This window comes from Pseudomonas sp. ok266 (assembly GCF_900110195.1).
In the GTDB taxonomy this organism is placed as follows: domain Bacteria; phylum Pseudomonadota; class Gammaproteobacteria; order Pseudomonadales; family Pseudomonadaceae; genus Aquipseudomonas; species Aquipseudomonas neuropathica.
This window is the reverse complement of record NZ_FOCU01000021.1, coordinates 34,610-51,630: the sequence shown is the minus strand read 5'-3', so window position 1 is coordinate 51,630 and position 17,021 is coordinate 34,610. Positions and strand designations below refer to the sequence as shown.

18 protein-coding genes are annotated in these 17,021 nt (G+C 60.8%); 9 read left to right on the top strand and 9 right to left on the bottom strand.

Features of this window, described 5'->3' with window-relative positions:
* Window positions 1-31: 31 nt before the first annotated feature.
* The 4 genes from rlmD to BMY54_RS28935 all read right to left on the bottom strand — a co-directional run bounded on the left by rlmD (window position 32) and on the right by BMY54_RS28935 (window position 4,680).
* Window positions 32-1,408, bottom strand: a complete 1,377-nt coding sequence (gene rlmD / locus BMY54_RS28950; RefSeq protein ID WP_093442221.1) for a 23S rRNA (uracil(1939)-C(5))-methyltransferase RlmD — start codon at window positions 1,406-1,408, stop codon at window positions 32-34.
* Window positions 1,408-2,310, bottom strand: a complete 903-nt coding sequence (gene cysM, locus BMY54_RS28945; RefSeq protein WP_175559687.1) for a cysteine synthase CysM — start codon at window positions 2,308-2,310, stop codon at window positions 1,408-1,410. Before cysM ends, rlmD begins: the two co-directional genes overlap by 1 nt.
* Window positions 2,311-2,546: 236 nt before the next feature.
* Complete coding sequence (locus BMY54_RS28940; RefSeq protein WP_093442213.1) at window positions 2,547-3,971, bottom strand: sensor histidine kinase; 1,425 nt, start codon at window positions 3,969-3,971, stop codon at window positions 2,547-2,549.
* The gene (locus tag BMY54_RS28935) at window positions 3,958-4,680 is read right to left on the bottom strand and encodes a response regulator transcription factor (RefSeq protein WP_093442208.1); all 723 of its coding nucleotides are present in this window, start codon (window positions 4,678-4,680) and stop codon (window positions 3,958-3,960) included. Before BMY54_RS28935 ends, BMY54_RS28940 begins: the two co-directional genes overlap by 14 nt.
* A gap of 219 nt (window positions 4,681-4,899) precedes the next feature.
* Here BMY54_RS28935 and BMY54_RS28930 point away from each other — a divergent pair, with 219 nt between their 5' ends.
* Window positions 4,900-7,653, top strand: coding sequence for a response regulator (locus BMY54_RS28930; protein WP_093442290.1), 2,754 nt, complete (start codon window positions 4,900-4,902; stop codon window positions 7,651-7,653).
* A gap of 82 nt (window positions 7,654-7,735) precedes the next feature.
* On the top strand, window positions 7,736-8,725 hold the full coding sequence (locus BMY54_RS28925; RefSeq protein WP_093442203.1) for a 2-hydroxyacid dehydrogenase: 990 nt from the start codon (window positions 7,736-7,738) through the stop codon (window positions 8,723-8,725).
* A gap of 12 nt (window positions 8,726-8,737) precedes the next feature.
* Here BMY54_RS28925 and BMY54_RS28920 read toward each other — a convergent pair whose 3' ends face one another.
* Window positions 8,738-9,196 carry a hypothetical protein gene (locus tag BMY54_RS28920; protein ID WP_093442285.1) on the bottom strand — a complete coding sequence of 153 codons (459 nt, stop codon included), beginning with the start codon at window positions 9,194-9,196 and terminating at the stop codon, window positions 8,738-8,740.
* Between the two features lie 133 nt (window positions 9,197-9,329).
* Between BMY54_RS28920 and BMY54_RS28915 the strand changes: the two genes are divergently transcribed.
* Window positions 9,330-9,764, top strand: coding sequence for a hypothetical protein (locus tag BMY54_RS28915; protein ID WP_093442198.1), 435 nt, complete (start codon window positions 9,330-9,332; stop codon window positions 9,762-9,764).
* A complete protein-coding gene (locus BMY54_RS28910) occupies window positions 9,764-10,168 on the top strand; it encodes an META domain-containing protein (RefSeq protein ID WP_093442194.1) in 405 nt (134 codons plus the stop codon). The genes BMY54_RS28915 and BMY54_RS28910 overlap by 1 nt, the downstream gene beginning before the upstream one ends.
* Before the next feature lie 260 nt (window positions 10,169-10,428).
* On the opposite strand, the gene BMY54_RS28905 is transcribed toward BMY54_RS28910, so the two are convergent.
* Window positions 10,429-10,896 (bottom strand): TlpA disulfide reductase family protein, encoded by a 468-nt coding sequence (locus BMY54_RS28905; protein WP_007917494.1) that lies wholly within the window; start codon window positions 10,894-10,896, stop codon window positions 10,429-10,431.
* Between the two features lie 113 nt (window positions 10,897-11,009).
* Between BMY54_RS28905 and arsC the strand changes: the two genes are divergently transcribed.
* The 3 genes from arsC to BMY54_RS28890 are packed head-to-tail and all read left to right on the top strand — an operon-like array spanning window position 11,010 to window position 12,383.
* The gene (gene arsC, locus BMY54_RS28900) at window positions 11,010-11,363 is read left to right on the top strand and encodes an arsenate reductase (glutaredoxin) (protein WP_093442189.1); all 354 of its coding nucleotides are present in this window, start codon (window positions 11,010-11,012) and stop codon (window positions 11,361-11,363) included.
* Entirely contained in the window at window positions 11,360-11,956 is a 597-nt protein-coding gene (gene wrbA / locus BMY54_RS28895) for an NAD(P)H:quinone oxidoreductase (RefSeq protein WP_093442184.1), read from the top strand. The genes arsC and wrbA overlap by 4 nt, the downstream gene beginning before the upstream one ends.
* 1 nt (window position 11,957) lies before the next feature.
* Window positions 11,958-12,383, top strand: a complete 426-nt coding sequence (locus tag BMY54_RS28890) for a DUF2069 domain-containing protein (RefSeq protein ID WP_093442178.1) — start codon at window positions 11,958-11,960, stop codon at window positions 12,381-12,383.
* A gap of 98 nt (window positions 12,384-12,481) precedes the next feature.
* On the opposite strand, the gene BMY54_RS28885 is transcribed toward BMY54_RS28890, so the two are convergent.
* On the bottom strand, window positions 12,482-13,156 hold the full coding sequence (locus tag BMY54_RS28885; RefSeq protein WP_093442173.1) for a DNA-3-methyladenine glycosylase I: 675 nt from the start codon (window positions 13,154-13,156) through the stop codon (window positions 12,482-12,484).
* Between the two features lie 150 nt (window positions 13,157-13,306).
* Complete coding sequence (gene ttcA / locus BMY54_RS28880; RefSeq protein WP_093442168.1) at window positions 13,307-14,131, bottom strand: tRNA 2-thiocytidine(32) synthetase TtcA; 825 nt, start codon at window positions 14,129-14,131, stop codon at window positions 13,307-13,309.
* A gap of 288 nt (window positions 14,132-14,419) precedes the next feature.
* Between ttcA and BMY54_RS28875 the strand changes: the two genes are divergently transcribed.
* Both BMY54_RS28875 and BMY54_RS28870 read left to right on the top strand, forming a co-directional pair.
* Window positions 14,420-15,022, top strand: a complete 603-nt coding sequence (locus BMY54_RS28875; RefSeq protein WP_007917515.1) for a Yip1 family protein — start codon at window positions 14,420-14,422, stop codon at window positions 15,020-15,022.
* Window positions 15,023-15,149: 127 nt separating this feature from the next.
* Entirely contained in the window at window positions 15,150-15,644 is a 495-nt protein-coding gene (locus BMY54_RS28870; RefSeq protein ID WP_093442163.1) for a SprT family zinc-dependent metalloprotease, read from the top strand.
* 108 nt (window positions 15,645-15,752) lie between these two features.
* On the opposite strand, the gene BMY54_RS28865 is transcribed toward BMY54_RS28870, so the two are convergent.
* A complete protein-coding gene (locus BMY54_RS28865) occupies window positions 15,753-16,934 on the bottom strand; it encodes a CaiB/BaiF CoA transferase family protein (RefSeq protein WP_093442159.1) in 1,182 nt (393 codons plus the stop codon).
* Between the last annotated feature and the right edge of the window lie 87 nt (window positions 16,935-17,021).

Here is a 17,021-nt window from a genome sequence, read left to right as displayed (position 1 = left end):
GCGGGGCTAAAGCGAGCGCTGCACGGACAGATCAGGCGGATTCAGACGAGCCATCCTGGCTCGCTTCAAATAACGCCATGGCCTCGACATGTGCCGTCTGAGGAAACATATCGAGAATCCCGGCACGTTTTAACCGGTAGCCCTGCTTGATCAATTCGACCGTATCGCGCGCCAGAGTTGCAGGGTTGCACGACACATACACCAACCGTTTGGCACCCAGGGTCGCAAGCTTGCGAACCACCTCGAAAGCACCGTCACGCGGTGGGTCCAAGAGTACCGCAGAAAAGCCGTTTCCGATCCACTGGGCATCGGTCAAAGGCTGGGATAAATCGGCTTGAAAAAACTTTGTGTTATGCAAATTGTTACTAGCGGCGTTGGCTTCAGCGCGATCAACCATGGTCTGCACGCCTTCGACCGCCACCACTTCCCGAACGGTTTTGGCCAGCGGCAAGGCAAAGTTGCCCAGGCCGCAGAACAGATCCAGCACGCGCTCGTCGCTACCGGGTTTCAGCCAGTCCAGCGCTTGCGCAACCATGGCTTCGTTGACACCGGCGTTGACCTGGATGAAGTCACCCGGGCGGTACGCCAGATCCAGATCCCACTGTTCCAGGCGATAGCCCAGCGCCTGGGTCGCATCGACCGGTTGCGGCTCGCCTTCGCCATGCAGCCATAATTGCGCTTCATGGAACTGGCAAAATTCCTTGAGAATGGTCAGATCCGCTTCCGACAACGGCGCCATGTGCCGCAGCAGCACCGCCAGTGACGAGCCACTGAACAACTCGACATGGCCCAATGCTTGCGGTTTGCTCAAACGACGGAGCATCTCCGGCAAACGGGTCATGATCGGTTGCAAGGGCTGTACCAGCACCGGGCATTCGTTGATCGCGACGATGTCCTGGCTGCCGGCGGCACGGAAACCGACTTCGAGTTTCTTCGCCTTCATGTCCCAACGCACCGCGATGCGGGCACGACGGCGATAGCCAAATTCGGGACCGGTCAGCGGCGCTGCCCACGCGTCAGGTTCGACACCGGCGACACGCGACAATTGCTCGGCGAGCATGCGCTGTTTCAGGGCAAGCTGTTCGCTGTGGGGCAAGTGCTGGACGCTGCAACCGCCGCAACGACCGGCGTGCTGACACGGTGCCGGGCGACGCAGTTCGCTGGCCTTGAACACGCGCTCGGTGCGCGCCTCGACCACTTTGCCGTGGGCGCCGAGCACCCGCGCTTCGACCTCTTCGCCGGCGAGGGCGCCGAGGACGAACCAGGTTTTACCTTCGAAAAACGCAATACCGCGACCATCATTGGCCAGGCGCTCAATGGTCAAGCGCTGCTTTTTGCCGGTCGGAATTTGCGCGGCCTTGCTCCCGCCCGTGGGCTGGAAGCGCAGGCCTCTCTCGTGCTTGGCCATCAGTTAGGCGCGTCGAAAATGCCGGTCGACAGGTAACGGTCGCCACGGTCGCAGATGATCGCGACGATCACCGCGTTTTCAACTTCTTGGGACAGGCGCAGCATCGCTGCCACCGCACCGCCCGAGGACACACCGCAGAAGATACCTTCTTCGCGGGCCAGACGACGGGTGACGTCCTCGGCCTCGCTTTGCGCCATGTCGACGATACGGTCGACGCGGTCGGCCTGGTAAATCTTCGGCAGGTATTCCTGCGGCCAGCGGCGGATGCCGGGAATGGCCGAGCCTTCCATCGGTTGCAGACCGACGATCTGCACGCTGTCGCTCTGCTCTTTCAAGTAGCGCGACACGCCCATGATGGTGCCGGTGGTGCCCATCGAACTGACGAAATGGGTAATGGTGCCCTGGGTCTGACGCCAGATTTCCGGACCTGTGGTGGTGTAGTGCGCCTCAGGATTGTCGCCATTGGCGAACTGATCGAGCACCTTGCCACGGCCTTCGGCTTCCATCCGCTGGGCGAGGTCGCGGGCGCCTTCCATGCCTTCTTCCTGGCTGACCAGAATCAGCTCGGCACCGTACGCGGTCATCGCCGCTTTACGCTCGGCGCTGGAGTTGTCCGGCATGATCAGGATCATCTTGTAACCCTTGATCGCAGCGGCCATGGCCAGCGCGATCCCGGTGTTACCCGAGGTCGCTTCGATCAGCGTATCGCCGGCGTGGATCTGCCCGCGCAATTCGGCGCGAGTGATCATCGACAACGCCGGACGGTCCTTGACCGAACCTGCCGGGTTATTCCCTTCGAGCTTGAGCAATAGGGTGTTGCTGGTAGCACCGGGCAGGCGCTGCAAACGCACCAGCGGCGTGTTGCCGACGCAATCGGCGATGGTTGGGTACTGCAAGGTCATGGCGTATTCGCAATCCAGACGTGCGGGGGCGCCTATCATACCGGCAAACCCGCGCAGGCCATATCACGCAAAGTGCGGTGCTTATGGTTTATGGGAATAAGGGATTGAAAGTCGCACCAGTGGTGCGACTTTTGCGGTGGGTCATCTTAATTGGCGGTGATGCGTATGGCCTCTTCGCGAGCAGGCTCGCTCCCACAGGGAGTAGTGTCAGCAGTGATGACACTATTAACTGTTGATCACACAATCTGCGGCGAACCGAGTTCCAATGTGGGAGCGAGCCTGCTCGCGAAGGCGTCAGTCGGCGCAACACCGTCATCCGCCAGCAACCGCAAATTCAACCGCAACCCTGCCACGCTATTTTCCGCCCAAATACTCCCGCCCTGACGCTGCACGGCATTGCGCGCGATGCTCAGCCCCAAGCCAAAACCACCGTCCCCGGGCCGCGAGCCATCCAGTCGGGTGAACGGTGAGAAGATCCGTTCCAGATCCCCTTCCGCTACGCCGCCGCCCTGATCTTCCAGCCACAGGTGCCAGAAATCGCCATCGCGCCGTCCATCCAGTCGCACGATCCCACCCGGCGGCGAATGCCGAATGGCGTTGCGCAAAATGTTCTCCAAAGCCTGCGCCAGCGTATTCAGGTTGCCACGCACCCAGCACGACGCTTCGACCGAACACTGCAGCTGCAGACTCGGCCAGCCGCTTTCATAACAGGCGTTGTCCGTGAGCATTTCCCACAGGGCCTGAATTTGAATGGCTTCATCCGGCAGCGGCGTGCGGTCGGTATCGAGCCAAGCCAGTTGCAAGGTGTCTTCGACCAGTCTTTGCATACCGTCAACTTCACGACCGATGCGCTCGCGCAGTTGCATCAGTCCCTGTTCGCTTTCACTCGCGACACGCAAACGGCTCAGCGGCGTGCGCAACTCGTGGGACAGATCACGCAGCAATTGCTGTTGCAGAGCGACGGTGGATTGCAGGCGCTCGGACATCGAGTCGAACGCTCGCGCCAGCTCGCCGAGTTCATCTGGGCGCTGGGTGATACCGCTCGACAGCCGCACATTCAATTGATCGGCGCGCCAGGCGTTGGCCTGTTCGCGCAGGTTGTTCAGGGGCACGACCAGCAAGCGGTACAGACCGACACACAGCAATAACGTGAACAACCCGGGAATCACGCCGTTGGTGATGACGCGCCAGAACACCCGGTACTTGCCCGGAACAAATCGTTCGGGCAATTCGATCACCAGGCTGCCGGCAGACGGCTCTTTGGGGAAAGGAATGCGCAACCACGGCCGGCCTTTCTTGTGGATCGGCCAGTCGAGCCCGCGCAAGAAGGTCAGGTGCTGAACTTCCTGATCATTCAGCGGATCATTGCTCAGCGACTGTAAGTTGCCACCGATCACACCGACCCAACTGGCTTCACGCAACTCCATGCTCTGCAACCAGTCATCGACCCCGCTGCGGCCGCCGTGCTGCCAAGCCTGTTCCGCTTGCGCGGCGTAACGCGTCAGAGTGCCGCGCGCGTCGTCGGAGAGGAACTGGTTGCGCTCCTCCATATAACGTCCCCACGACCAGCTCAGCCAGATCATCAGCAGACAAAATGCGACCAGCAGAAACGCCAGTTTCCAGAACAGCGAATGCCGCCCCGGCAGTTCAGAGCGTTTCATCGGCGGCGCTCAGAACGTAACCCTTGCCCCAGACCGTACGCACTTCCCGCTCGGTGTAACCGATGGCTTTGAGCTTGCGGCGGATCTGGCTGATGTGCATGTCGAGGCTGCGATCGTGGGCCGCGTAGCCGCGCTGCAAAACGTGCTGATAAAGGAAGGCTTTGCTCAGTACTTCCTCTTCGTTGCGATTGAGGGTTTCGAGCAAACGGAATTCGCTGCGCGTCAGCCCGGCGGGTTGTTCGCGGAAAAACACATCGCACTGTTGGTCATCGAATCGCAGCGTACCGACCGCCACTGGCGCCGCCAGCGCTGCCGGGCGCCGATCCAGCGCGACCCGGCGCAGGATCGCTTCGATGCGCACATGCAACTCGGCCATGCTGAACGGCTTGGGCAAATAGTCATCGGCGCCCAGACGGAAACCGCTGATGCGATCCGCCTCGGCGCCGAGGGCCGACATCAGCAGTACCGGTGTCGAATGGCTCTGGCGCAATTGCGTTAACACCTGCAAACCGTCCAGGCCCGGCAAGAGGATATCCATCAGCACCACGTCGAACGGCTGGCGCGTGGCGATGTTCAGGCCTTCCTGACCGTTCTGGCACCACGTCACCTGAAAGCCGCTGCGGCCCAGATGTTCGTGAACATAGGCGCCGAGTACCGGATCGTCTTCGATGGAGAGAATGCGTGGCTGGCCAGCGGAAACAGGAGTCATGAGTATCTGCAAGTAATTCTCAGTTGAGACTGATTATTCAAGATTGCCGGGCATCGGGCAACTCAAGGTTGACCGAGCTGACCAACGAGCAGCGATGTCCTGCCCCGACGCGCGCGCATTTTTCCGGAGATTGCCCGCGAGCAAATCGCTACACTGCGCCAATGTCGCGTGCCGGATGCACGCATGAGTCAACAGATCAGCGGGATGCAGGAGATAGGCGTGCTCAAGAAACTGGGAATCAAAGGTCGCGTGTTATTGCTGACCTTGTTGCCGACCAGCCTGATGGCGCTGGTGCTGGGTGGTTATTTCACCTGGACGCAGCAGGCCGACTTGCAGACCCAATTGATGCAGCGCGGCGAAATGATTGCCGAGCAACTGGCGCCGCTGGTGGCACCCGCCATGGGCCATGGCAACAGCGAATTGCTGGAGCGCATCGCCACGCAATCCCTTGAACAGCCGGACGTGCGCGCGGTGACCTTCCTCGCCCCGGACCGCTCGCCGCTTGCCCATGCCGGCCCGACCATGCTCAATCAGGCACCCAGCGGCGACAGCGCGCATTTGCAACGGCGCAGCGGCAATGACGCGACGCGTTACCTGATGCCGGTGTTCGGCAAACATCGCAACCTCGCCGGCGAACTGATCCCGGAAGAATCCGAGCGACTGCTTGGCTGGGTCGAATTGGAGCTGTCGCACAACGGTATGTTGCTGCGCGGTTATCGCAGCCTGTTTGCCAGCCTGCTGCTGATTGCCGCGGGTCTGGCGGGCGCCGCCCTGCTGGCGTTGCGCATGGGCCGCACCATCAACCGGCCGCTGAGCCAGATCAAACAAGCCGTCGCGCAACTCAAGGACGGCCATCTGGAAACGCGTTTGCCACCGCTCGGCAGTCAGGAGCTGGATGAACTGGCCTCCGGGATCAACCGCATGGCCGGCACCCTGCAGAACGCCCGCGAAGAACTGCAACACAGTGTCGATCAGGCCACCGAAGACGTGCGCCAGAACCTTGAAACCATCGAGATCCAGAACATCGAACTGGACCTGGCGCGCAAAGAAGCGCTGGAGGCGAGCCGGATCAAATCCGAATTCCTCGCCAACATGAGCCACGAAATCCGCACGCCGCTCAACGGCATTCTCGGCTTCACGCATCTGTTGCAGAAAAGCGAACTGACCCCGCGCCAGCTCGATTATCTGGGCACCATCGAAAAGTCTGCCGACAGCCTGCTGGGGATCATCAACGAGATCCTCGACTTCTCGAAAATCGAGGCGGGCAAACTGGTGCTCGACCATATTCCGTTCAACCTGCGCGACCTGTTGCAGGACACCCTGACCATCCTCGCCCCCGCCGCACACGCCAAGCAATTGGAGCTGGTCAGTCTGGTCTACCGCGACACGCCGCTGTCGCTGGTCGGTGACCCGTTACGCCTGAAGCAGATCCTCACCAACCTGGTCAGCAACGCGATCAAGTTCACCCGCGAAGGCACCATCGTTGCCCGCGCGATGCTTGAAGATGAGCACGAGGACAGCGTGCAGTTGCGCATCAGCATTCAGGACACCGGCATCGGCCTGTCGAATCAGGACGTGCGCGCGTTGTTCCAGGCCTTCAGTCAGGCCGACAACTCGCTGTCGCGGCAACCGGGCGGCACCGGCCTGGGGCTGGTGATTTCCAAGCGTCTGATTGAGCAGATGGGTGGTGAAATCGGCGTCGACAGCACACCGGGCGAAGGCTCGGAATTCTGGATCAGCCTGAGCCTGCCGAAAACCCGTGACGACGCCGAAGACTTGCCGGCCGCGCCGCTACTCGGGCGCCGCGTGGCGGTACTGGAAAGTCATGAACTGGCGCGTCAGGCCTTGCAACATCAACTGGAAGATTGCGGCCTCGATGTCACGCCGTTCAATACATTGGAAACCTTGACCAATGGCGTCACCGGCGCGCACCAGACCGATCAGGCGATTGATCTGGCGGTCATTGGCATCACCAGCAACGACATGCTGCCCGAGCGTTTGAATCAGCACATCTGGGACCTCGAACATCTGGGCTGCAAAGTGCTGGTGCTGTGCCCGACCACCGAACAGACGCTGTTCCATCTGTCGGTGCCGAACCCGCACAGTCAGTTGCAAGCCAAGCCGGCCTGCACGCGCAAACTGCGTCGCGCGCTGGCCGATCTGGTCAACCCGCGCCAGCCGCGCAATGAGCCGGGGGAACCGCTGTCGAGCCGCGCGCCGAAAGTGCTCTGTGTCGACGACAACCCGGCCAACCTGCTGCTGGTGCAAACCCTGCTCGAAGACATGGGCGCCAAGGTGCTCGCGGTGGAAAGCGGCTACGCGGCGGTCAAAGCCGTACAAAGCGAGTCCTTCGATCTGGTGTTGATGGACGTGCAGATGCCGGGCATGGACGGCCGTCAGAGCACCGAAACCATTCGCCAGTGGGAAAGCGAGCGGCACTGCACGCCGCTGCCGATCGTCGCCCTCACCGCCCACGCCATGGCCAACGAAAAACGCGCGTTGCTGCAAAGCGGCATGGATGACTACCTGACCAAACCGATCAGTGAGCGGCAACTGGCGCAGGTGGTGCTGAAGTGGACCGGCCTGGCCTTACGCAATCAAGGGCCGGAGCGGATCAGCGACAGCGCGGCGGGCAATAATGAACTGCCGGTGCTCGATCACGAGGAAGGTTTGCGCCTGGCCGCCGGCAAGGCTGATCTGGCGGCAGACATGCTGGCCATGTTGCTCGCCTCACTGGAAGCCGACCGCGAGGCCATCCGCGCGGCGTGCGAAAACCGCGACCAGAATGCATTGATCGAACGCGTCCATCGCCTGCACGGTGCCACCCGTTATTGCGGCGTACCGCAATTGCGCGCGGCCTGCCAGCGCAGCGAAACCCTGCTCAAGCAGGACGACCCCAAGGCCGTGGCAGCGCTGGAAGAACTGGAGCGCGCGATCAACCGGCTCGCGGCACAAGCGAAGATCAGCGCCTGATCCACGGCAATGCCGGCCAACACCGGCAGCGCTAAAGTGGGTTCGGGTGATTCAATCCGTGTCGATGTTCCAGGAGGATTTCATGCGCACGCTCGTTTTCAGTAGCCAGACCTATGACCGCGACAGCTTTCTCGCCGCCGCTTGCCCGACAGGTATCGAGCTGCATTTTCAAGCGGCCCGGCTCAGCCTCGATACGGCAGCGCTGGCCGATAAACATGAAGTGGTCTGTGCGTTCATCAATGATGATCTCAGCGCTCCCGTGCTGGAGCGCCTGGCTGCGGGCGGCACGCGTCTGATTGCCCTGCGCTCGGCGGGCTACAACCATGTCGATCTGGGCGCAGCGAAACGTCTCGGACTGGCCGTGGTGCGCGTGCCGGCCTACTCGCCGCATGCGGTGGCCGAACACGCCGTGGCGCTGATCCTGGCCCTCAACCGTCGCCTGCACCGTGCCTATAACCGCACCCGTGAAGGCGATTTCAGCCTGCATGGCCTGACCGGTTTCGACCTGGTCGGCAAAACCGTGGGGATTGTCGGCACCGGACAGATCGGCGCCACATTCGCGAAAATCATGCACGGCTTCGGCTGTGAGTTGCTGGCCTACGATCCATTCCCGAATGCGGATGTGCTGGCGTTGGGCGCACGCTATCTGAGCCTGCCGGAACTGCTCGCGCAGTCGCGGATCATCAGCCTGCACTGCCCGCTCAACGAGCAAAGCAAACACCTGATCAACCGCGACTCACTGGCGCACATGCAGGCGGGCGCCATGCTGATCAATACCGGCCGTGGTGGGCTGGTCGACACACCGGCACTGATCGATGCCTTGAAGGACGGCCAACTCGGCTATCTGGGGCTGGATGTCTATGAGGAAGAGGCACAACTGTTTTTCGAGGATCGCTCCGACCTGCCTTTGCAGGACGATGTGCTGGCGCGATTGCTGACCTTTCCCAACGTGATCATCACCGCGCATCAGGCCTTTCTGACCCGCGAAGCACTGGGCGCCATTGCCGCAACCACCCTGCACAACATCGCGACCTGGGCGGCGGGAACGCCACAGAACCAGGTCGAGGGCTGAGATTTTTTGCGCTTATTTCGGTGAAAGCGAAGACGCCAGAATCAGCAGCGCCAGCCAGCCGAAACCAAAAAAGCGCTGTTTCATCGAGTGGCCGTAGCGCAGCAGGAACCAGACGAAAACCATCGGCAGCAGGAAGATCATGATTTTCAGCCAGCCTTCCACTGGACGACTGCCATCGGCATTGGCCTGCTCAGTGGCCGGTTGCTCGGTTGGCTGCTGGCGCCGACGCCGCGCGGCGGCCGGCATGACTTTCGGTAAAGGTTGCGGTTCAGGCGCTGGAGCAGTGACTTCGGGCACAGCCTTGTTACGCGGCAGACTGCCAAAAGAAATCGTCGAAGGCTGAGCCGGGGCCGCAGCTGCCTGCGCCTGGGCGTGAGCGGTTTGCTCCGCTATCGGAGCTCCACAATGAATGCAGGCCGAGGCTTCGGAGCTGATGCTCTTTTTGCATTCATAACATTCGATCAGCGCCATGTTCCGTTCCTTCAGATTCGAGGCCGGCAGTTTGCCATGAGTGTCGCTGTATTTGAACCGGATCGAAGGTCGCACGCGCGCATCATTCTGCAATCAACCCCGTGCTAGCATGTCGCGCATATTTGGAGGACCCATGGTCGAACACGATTTCCGCTACACCCTGATGAACCCGCAACACACCCTCACCGAATGTCGCGCCCTCGTTCCGGGCCGCTATCAGGTCACCGGCAATGGTGGCTCGATTCGCATCGGTGACGCGCTGTTGGTCACCCTCAAAGGCAGCAAGGACTTGTCCATGCGCCTGACCGTTGAAACCGTCCGCCATCTGATCAACCCGCCGGGCCAATGGACCGCGATGACCACTGGCCCGGTGTTCGGCGAACTGGCGATCCACACCTGGCAGGTCAATTGCGACAGCTGCGCCAAAGAGCTGAGCTTCGAATTTGCCGTGGACGCCAAACTCGGTAAGGCCGCCGAGAAACCGGCGGCCACCGCGCGCATCGCCGAGCTGGGCTGGAAAGCCGTTGGCGACAAGCACCTGTGCCCGAAATGCCAGGAGCCTGCGTGATGAAACGGCTTGCCCTGACCGCTATGGTCGGTGTGGGTCTGGTGGGTTGCGCGGCAGAGCCTGTGCAACTGCAACAGAACCGCAGCTACATTCTGGAGTGGATCGGCGAGCGCCCGCTGATGGATTACAGCCATCTGACCGTGACCCTGGGCGATGATGGCCGCGCCTACGGCAACGGCGGCTGCAACCATTGGTTTGCGCCGTATACGCTGGACGGCGACAAGCTGACCTTCGGCAAGATCGGCAAGACCCGCAAACTCTGTGCACCGGCGTTGATGGAGCAGGAACAACGCTTCCTGCAGGCGCTGGAACACGTCGAGCGCTGGGACATCTCGCCGATTGAGCAGATGCGCTTCTGGCCGGCTGAAGGTAAGCCTTTGCGTTGGTGGCTGGAAGAAGGCTAAAAAGCCCTCACCCTAGCCCTCTCCCAGGGGGAGAGGGGACTGATTGGGGGATATTGGAGAGCTACGCCGACCTGAAAGGCCTATGCCGAATCCATAATCGACCGGATTTTGCTTTGGCGACCCCATAATCGACCTGATCTTGCCTTGGCGAATCTACAATCGACTCGATCTCTCAGGTCGATGTACCTGGCCAGACACCTCGGTCGGCTCCCTCTCCCTCTGGGAGAGGGCTGGGGTGAGGGTTGCTCTTTAGCGGCAACTCACTTGGTTGCCTGCAACGCCTCCAGCTTCGCCATCACCCCCGCCGCCGTCTGCTCGCCCATCAACTGCTCACGCACCTTGCCTTTGTTGTCGATGATGTACGTCACCGGCAGCGCCTCACTGCGCGGCAACTCAAACAACTCCGCCGGATCCTGCGCCAGCACGGTGAACTTGATGCCCAGTTTTTCACTGGCGTCTTTCAGCTCCACACCTTGCACATTGTCAAAGTTGACCCCGAACACGCCGACGTTCTTGCTCTTCAGCTCGTCAGCCAGATGGTTGAGCTCCGGGATCTCGGTGCGGCACGGGCCGCACCATTCGGCCCAGTAGTTGAGCACCACCCATTGCTTGTCGAGACGTTCGGACGCGACCTTCTGACCGTTCTGGTCGATCCCGTAATCATTACCGCAGCCCCCCAGCATCAACGCCCCGATTATCGTCAATGCCGCTGCCAATCGCCGTGTCATGTCGTGTTCCTTGTGAAAATTTGAAGGCGCCTGCGACCCATTGCCTCCGAAGGTTCTGGATTGCGCGCTGCACAGTTAGAATAGCCGCCACTTTACGCCAGAAGCGACCCGCCATGACCGATCTGACGCTTTATCACAATCCGCGCTGCTCGAAATCCCGCGGCGCGCTGGAACTTCTTGAAGCCCGCGGCCTGACCCCGAACGTCGTGCGGTACCTCGAAACCCCGCTGAATGCAGCGCAAATCAAGGCCCTGCTCGGCAAGCTCGGGATCAGCGCACGTCAGTTGCTGCGCACCGGGGAAGATGAATACAAAATGCTTCAACTGGCTGACGAAAGCCTCAGCGAAGCGCAATTGATCGACGCTATTGCCCAGCATCCAAAACTGATGGAGCGACCGATTCTCGAGGTTGGCGACAAAGCGGTGATCGGTCGCCCACCCGAGAATATCCTGGAGTTGCTGCCGTGAGCGCGCCGTACATTCTGGTGCTGTATTACAGCCGCAACGGCTCGACCAACGAGATGGCCCGGCAGATTGCCCGCGGCGTCGAGCAGGCTGGCCTCGAAGCGCGCCTGCGCACCGTGCCGGCAATCTCCACCGAGTGCGAAGCCGTGGCCCCGGCCATCCCGGACGAAGGCGCGCTGTACGCAACGCTGGATGATTTGAAGAACTGCGCCGGTCTCGCCCTCGGTAGCCCGACGCGTTTCGGCAACATGGCTGCGCCACTGAAGTACTTCCTCGACGGCACCAGCAACCTGTGGCTGACCGGCGCCCTCGTCGGCAAACCGGCTGGCGTGTTCACCTCCACCGCCAGCCTGCACGGCGGTCAGGAAACCACCCTGCTGTCGATGATGTTGCCGCTGCTGCACCACGGCATGCTCATCACCGGCTTGCCGTACAGCGAGTCGGCGCTGCTGGAAACCCAGGGTGGCGGCACGCCTTACGGTGCCAGTCATCACGCCGGAGCGGACGGCAAAAAAGGCCTTGATCAACACGAAGTGGCGCTGTGCCGTGCGTTGGGTCTGCGGCTGGCCAAAACCGCTCAGAAACTGGTGGGCTGAGATGGCGAAGAAGCCGAAGATTCTGCCGAGTGTCGAGTGGCTTGAGCCACGGGTGAAGGCAATGCGGGTGCTCAGCCTGCTGAGCTTTTTCGCCCTCGCCGGTCTGCTCGCGGCCTACTATCTGCTGTTCGCCGACCTGCACGGCGCGCGGCCATGGGTGATTCTGCTGGTCGAGCTGATCCCGTGGATCGTCCTCGCCCCGGCGATGATCATGGGCAGCGCCCGTGGGCATTCGTGGATGTGCTTCGTGGTGAATCTGTATTTCATCAAAGGCGCACTGGCGGCGTATGACCCGAGCCGACATTGGTTTGGGGTGCTGGAGATGATCGCGAGCCTGGCGGTGTTCTGCTCGGCGCTGTTGTATGTGCGGTGGCGGTATCAGTTGAATCGTAAACTGGCTGGCGAGGGCGAGATCAGCGTCGCCTGACGAATAGCTATCGCGAGCAGGCTCACTCCTACAGGGGATCTGTGGCGTTCACAAATCCCTGTAGGAGTGAGCCTGTTCGCGAATGGGGCGACGCGGTCTTAATGGTTGACGGTGTACGCGAGCATCATCGAAATCTGGCTCATGGCCCGCCCGCCACTCTGTTCGTGCCACTGGTTGAACACATCCTGCACGATCGCCAGATCGCGCAGACTGGTCGGCACCTTGTCGACGATCTTCTGTGCATTCAGCGCCGCAACCACGTCGTAGCTCGGCACGAACGTATCCTTGCCGACCATGCGCAAAAAGCGTGGCGCCGACAGCCCGCCCAATTGATGGCCGTGCTTTTTCAGGTACGTCCACAGGCCGACGATATCGGTCACCGGCCAGTCGGCAATCAACGCGCCAAAACTGCCCTTGTCTTTCTCGACATCGAGAATGAACTGCGCATTGCGCGGCACGCTCTTGAGTTTGCCCAGGTGACGGATAATCCGCGCATCCTGCATCAGGCGTTCAAGGTGTTCGGCGCTCATCAGCACGACTTTTTCCGGGTCGAACTTGAAGAACACTTCTTCGAAGGCCGGCCACTTGGCGTCGACCAGACTGTGCTTGAGGCCGGCACGGAACACGCGCAGGGCCATGGTCGAGAGGTAACGGTCGTCGCTGATCTTGCGCAATTGCGCAGGGGTCTTGGGAACGGGCAGATGGGCTTCCAGTTCAGCCGCCGAACCGAAGCGGTTCAGACAGTATTCGTGCAGCCACTTGTAATCGCGCATGCCCTCTCCTGGGAATTGAAAATGAAATTCTACCTTTGAACACAAAACACTGTGGGAGCGAGCTTGCTCGCGAAAGCGGCATGTCATTCAACATTGATGCCGGCTGACACGACGCCTTCGCGAGCAAGCTCGCTCCCACAGGGAATGGGTTTACAGGTTAACGACGTTGACGAAGCGCGAAGCCGCGGTCTCGTCGATCTTCAGGCTGGTGAAGTCGAACAGGTTGCGGTCGGCCAGTTGCGACGGAATCACGTTCTGCAGGCTGCGGAAGATGCTTTCGGTACGGCCCGGGGTCTTGCGTTCCCAGTCCTGAAGCATTTCCTTGACTACCTGACGCTGCAGGTTTTCCTGCGAACCGCAGAGGTTGCACGGGATGATCGGGAATTCCTTGAAGTCCGAGTACGCCTGAATGTCTTTCTCGTTGCAGTAGGCCAGCGGACGAATCACCACGTTGCGGCCGTCATCGGCGCGCAGCTTCGGCGGCATGGCCTTGAGGCTGCCGTTGAAGAACATGTTGAGGAAGAACGTCTCGACGATGTCGTCACGGTGGTGACCGAGAGCCATTTTCGTCGCGCCGATCTCATCGGCAAAGGTGTACAGCGTGCCGCGACGCAGGCGCGAGCACAGCGAGCAAGTGGTCTTGCCTTCCGGGATCAGTTCCTTGACCACCGAGTAGGTGTCTTTCTCGACGATGTGGTACTCGACGCCCAGCTCTTTCAGATAGGCCGGCAGCACATGCTCGGGGAAGCCCGGCTGCTTCTGGTCCATGTTCACCGCAACGATCTCGAACTTGATCGGGGCAACCTTTTGCAGGTGCAGCAGCACGTCGAGCATGGTGTAGCTGTCTTTGCCGCCGGACAGGCAGACCATGACCTTGTCGCCATCTTCAATCATGTTGAAATCGGCGACCGCTTCGCCGGCCAGACGGCGCAGGCGCTTTTGCAGTTTGTTCTGGTTGACCGTAAGAGTGCCCATGACGCGAAATCCGTGAGGTGTGACGAAAGGCCGGCATTTTACGCAAAAACCCCGGGGTTGTGGGCACAGGTTGTCGCGGCCAGCCGACGGCGCGTTAACAGACCCCGAGGCGATTACCCGCCCTGTTTACAGCGCGATTTGCTCTAAGCCCCTAATACCTGTGCGGGTAAGACCTTTCTATACTGCGACATAAGGTCGCACACATCTGAAGACCTGAATTTGCTCGGCCACCTTGGCCCGTAGGCGCTCCGTTGGGGGGCGATGGCAATAACAAGAGGAGTGACTGGCATGATCCATCACGTAGTGGGACTTTTTACCCACCCCGATCAGGAATGGAAGGAAATCCGTGGCGACCAAGAGGAAAGCATCAGCCACATGTACCTCACTCACACGCTGATTCTGGCGGCGATCCCCGCTGTCTCGGCGTTTATCGGTACTACACAAGTCGGCTGGGTGATCGGCAACCGCGCGCCGGTGATGCTCACCGTCGAAAGCGCGATCTGGATGACGGTCATGTCGTATCTGGCCATGCTCGGTGGGGTCGCGGTCATGGGTGCTTTTGTGCACTGGATGGCCCGCACCTATGACGCCAATCCGAGCCTGGCCCGTTGCGTGGCATTTGCCACCTACACCGCAACACCGTTGTTTGTCGGCGGGCTGGCGGCGCTGTATCCGCATATGTGGCTGGGGATGATCGTCGGCACGGCGGCCATCTGCTACACGGTTTACCTGTTGTATGTGGGGCTGCCGACGTTCATGAACATTCCGTCGGACGAAGGTTTTCTGTTCTCGAGCTCGGTGCTGGCGGTGGGTCTGGTGGTACTGGTCGCCATCATGGCGTTTACCGTGATTGTCTGGGGGCTGGGCGTTGGTCCCGTCTATACGAACTGACTCGATAAGCCAATCGGAGGCCGCCGCAAGGCGGCCTTGTCGTTTGCGCGATGACCATTCGGCAGCTTGGCGATTCGCAAGTGCACAGGGTTGCGGCATACTCGACGCCTCTGGAGATCCATCAAGCATGCCCGAGCAACTCAATACCCGCGTCGAAGACTGTTACCAACTCGCTGAATCCTTTTTCAAACGCTCTTTCCCACGCCCTGTCGTCAGCCTCAAGCTGCGCGGGCAAAAAGCCGGTGTCGCGCATCTGCACGAGAACCTGCTGCGCTTCAATCCTCAGCTGTACCGGGAAAACACCGAACATTTCCTCAAGCAGACCGTGGCCCACGAAGTCGCGCACCTGATCGCCCATCAGTTGTTTGGCGAGCGTATCCAGCCGCATGGCGAGGAATGGCAACTGATCATGCGCGGCGTTTACGAACTGCCGCCGGATCGCTGCCACACCTATGCAATCAAGCGCCGCAGCGTGACCCGCTATATCTACAAATGCCCGTGCGCAGAAAGCGATTTTCCGTTTTCGGCACAGCGCCATAGTCTGGTGCGGCAGGGGCGGCGATATTTGTGTCGCCGATGCCGCAACACCTTGGTGTTCAGTGGTGAGATGCGCGTCGAATAGTCAGTTTTTTATTGCCTGTTCTGGCCTCTTCGCGAGCAAGCTCGCTCCCACCGTGGAATGCATTCTCCTGTGGGAGCGAGCTTGCTCGCGAAAGGGTCGGTACAGGCACTAAAGAATCACTTTGGATGAACGCAATTCGGCAATCCGCTCAGCACTAAACCCCAACTCGCCCAACACCTGATCCGTATGCTGCCCCAACGCCGCGCCAACATGCCGCGGCGCCGGCAACGCCTCGGAAAATTTCAACGGGCAGGCCATCTGCGCCTGCGTCGAGCCATCCCCACGCGGCACCTGCGTCACCAGTTTCCGCGCCTGCAATTGTGGGTGGCGCACCGCCTCACCCAGACTCAACACCGGCTCGACACACGCATCGATCCCGGCAAACATCTCGCACAACTCGGCAAAGTCATGTTTTTCAAACTCGACCGTCAGCGCGTATTTCAACGCCCGCTGTTGTTCAGGCTTGGGCGACAGGCCCTGCGCGGCCAACTCCGGCCGCCCCAGCGCCGCACACAATTGCTGCATGAACCCCGGTTCCAGACTGCCCACCGACATCCAGCGTCCATCGCGAGAACGGTAATAATCGTAGAAGCTGCCGCCGTTGAGCATCTGCTCTTCCCACTCGGGCTCTTCGCCGCAAGCCAGATAGCCGGCACCGGCCATGGCATTCAGGCTGAACGCGCAGTCAGTCATGCTCACATCCAGGTGCGTGCCCTGCCCCGATTGCTGACGGGCAATCACTGCCGCGAGCAAGCCGATCACCCCGTGCAGCGAACCACCCGCCACGTCCGCCACTTGCATGCCCAGCGGCAACGGCCCGCTATCGGCACGGCCGGTGTAACTGGCAAGGCCGGCCAGCGCCAGGTAGTTAATGTCATGCCCGGCGCGATCCTTGTACGGCCCGGTCTGGCCGTAACCGGTGATCGACACGTAAATCAGCTTCGGGTTGATCGCCTTCAGCGCCTCATAACCCAGGCCCAGGCGCTCCATCACACCGGGGCGAAACTGCTCAAGGACGATGTCGTAATCGCTCAGCAGCTGCTTGATCACTTCCAGCGCCTCGGGTTGTTTCAGATCCAGGGCCAGGCTGCGCTTGTTGCGATTGAGGTAGGCGTGACTGGCCGATACTCCGCCATCATGCGGCGGCAATACCCGCAGCAGATCCAGGCGCGTCGGCGACTCGATGCGCAGCACTTCAGCGCCCATGTCCGCCAGCAACAGCGAGGCGAACGGCCCCGGCAGCAATGTCGAGAAATCGAGGATCTTCAGTGAGGCCAGCGGTGCGGACATGGGCGAACTCCTTGAGCGATGCACTCAGCCTAGGCAGCGATGCCGTGTACGGCAATCACCGGAAATGTCAGCGGGTGTGACCGTTAC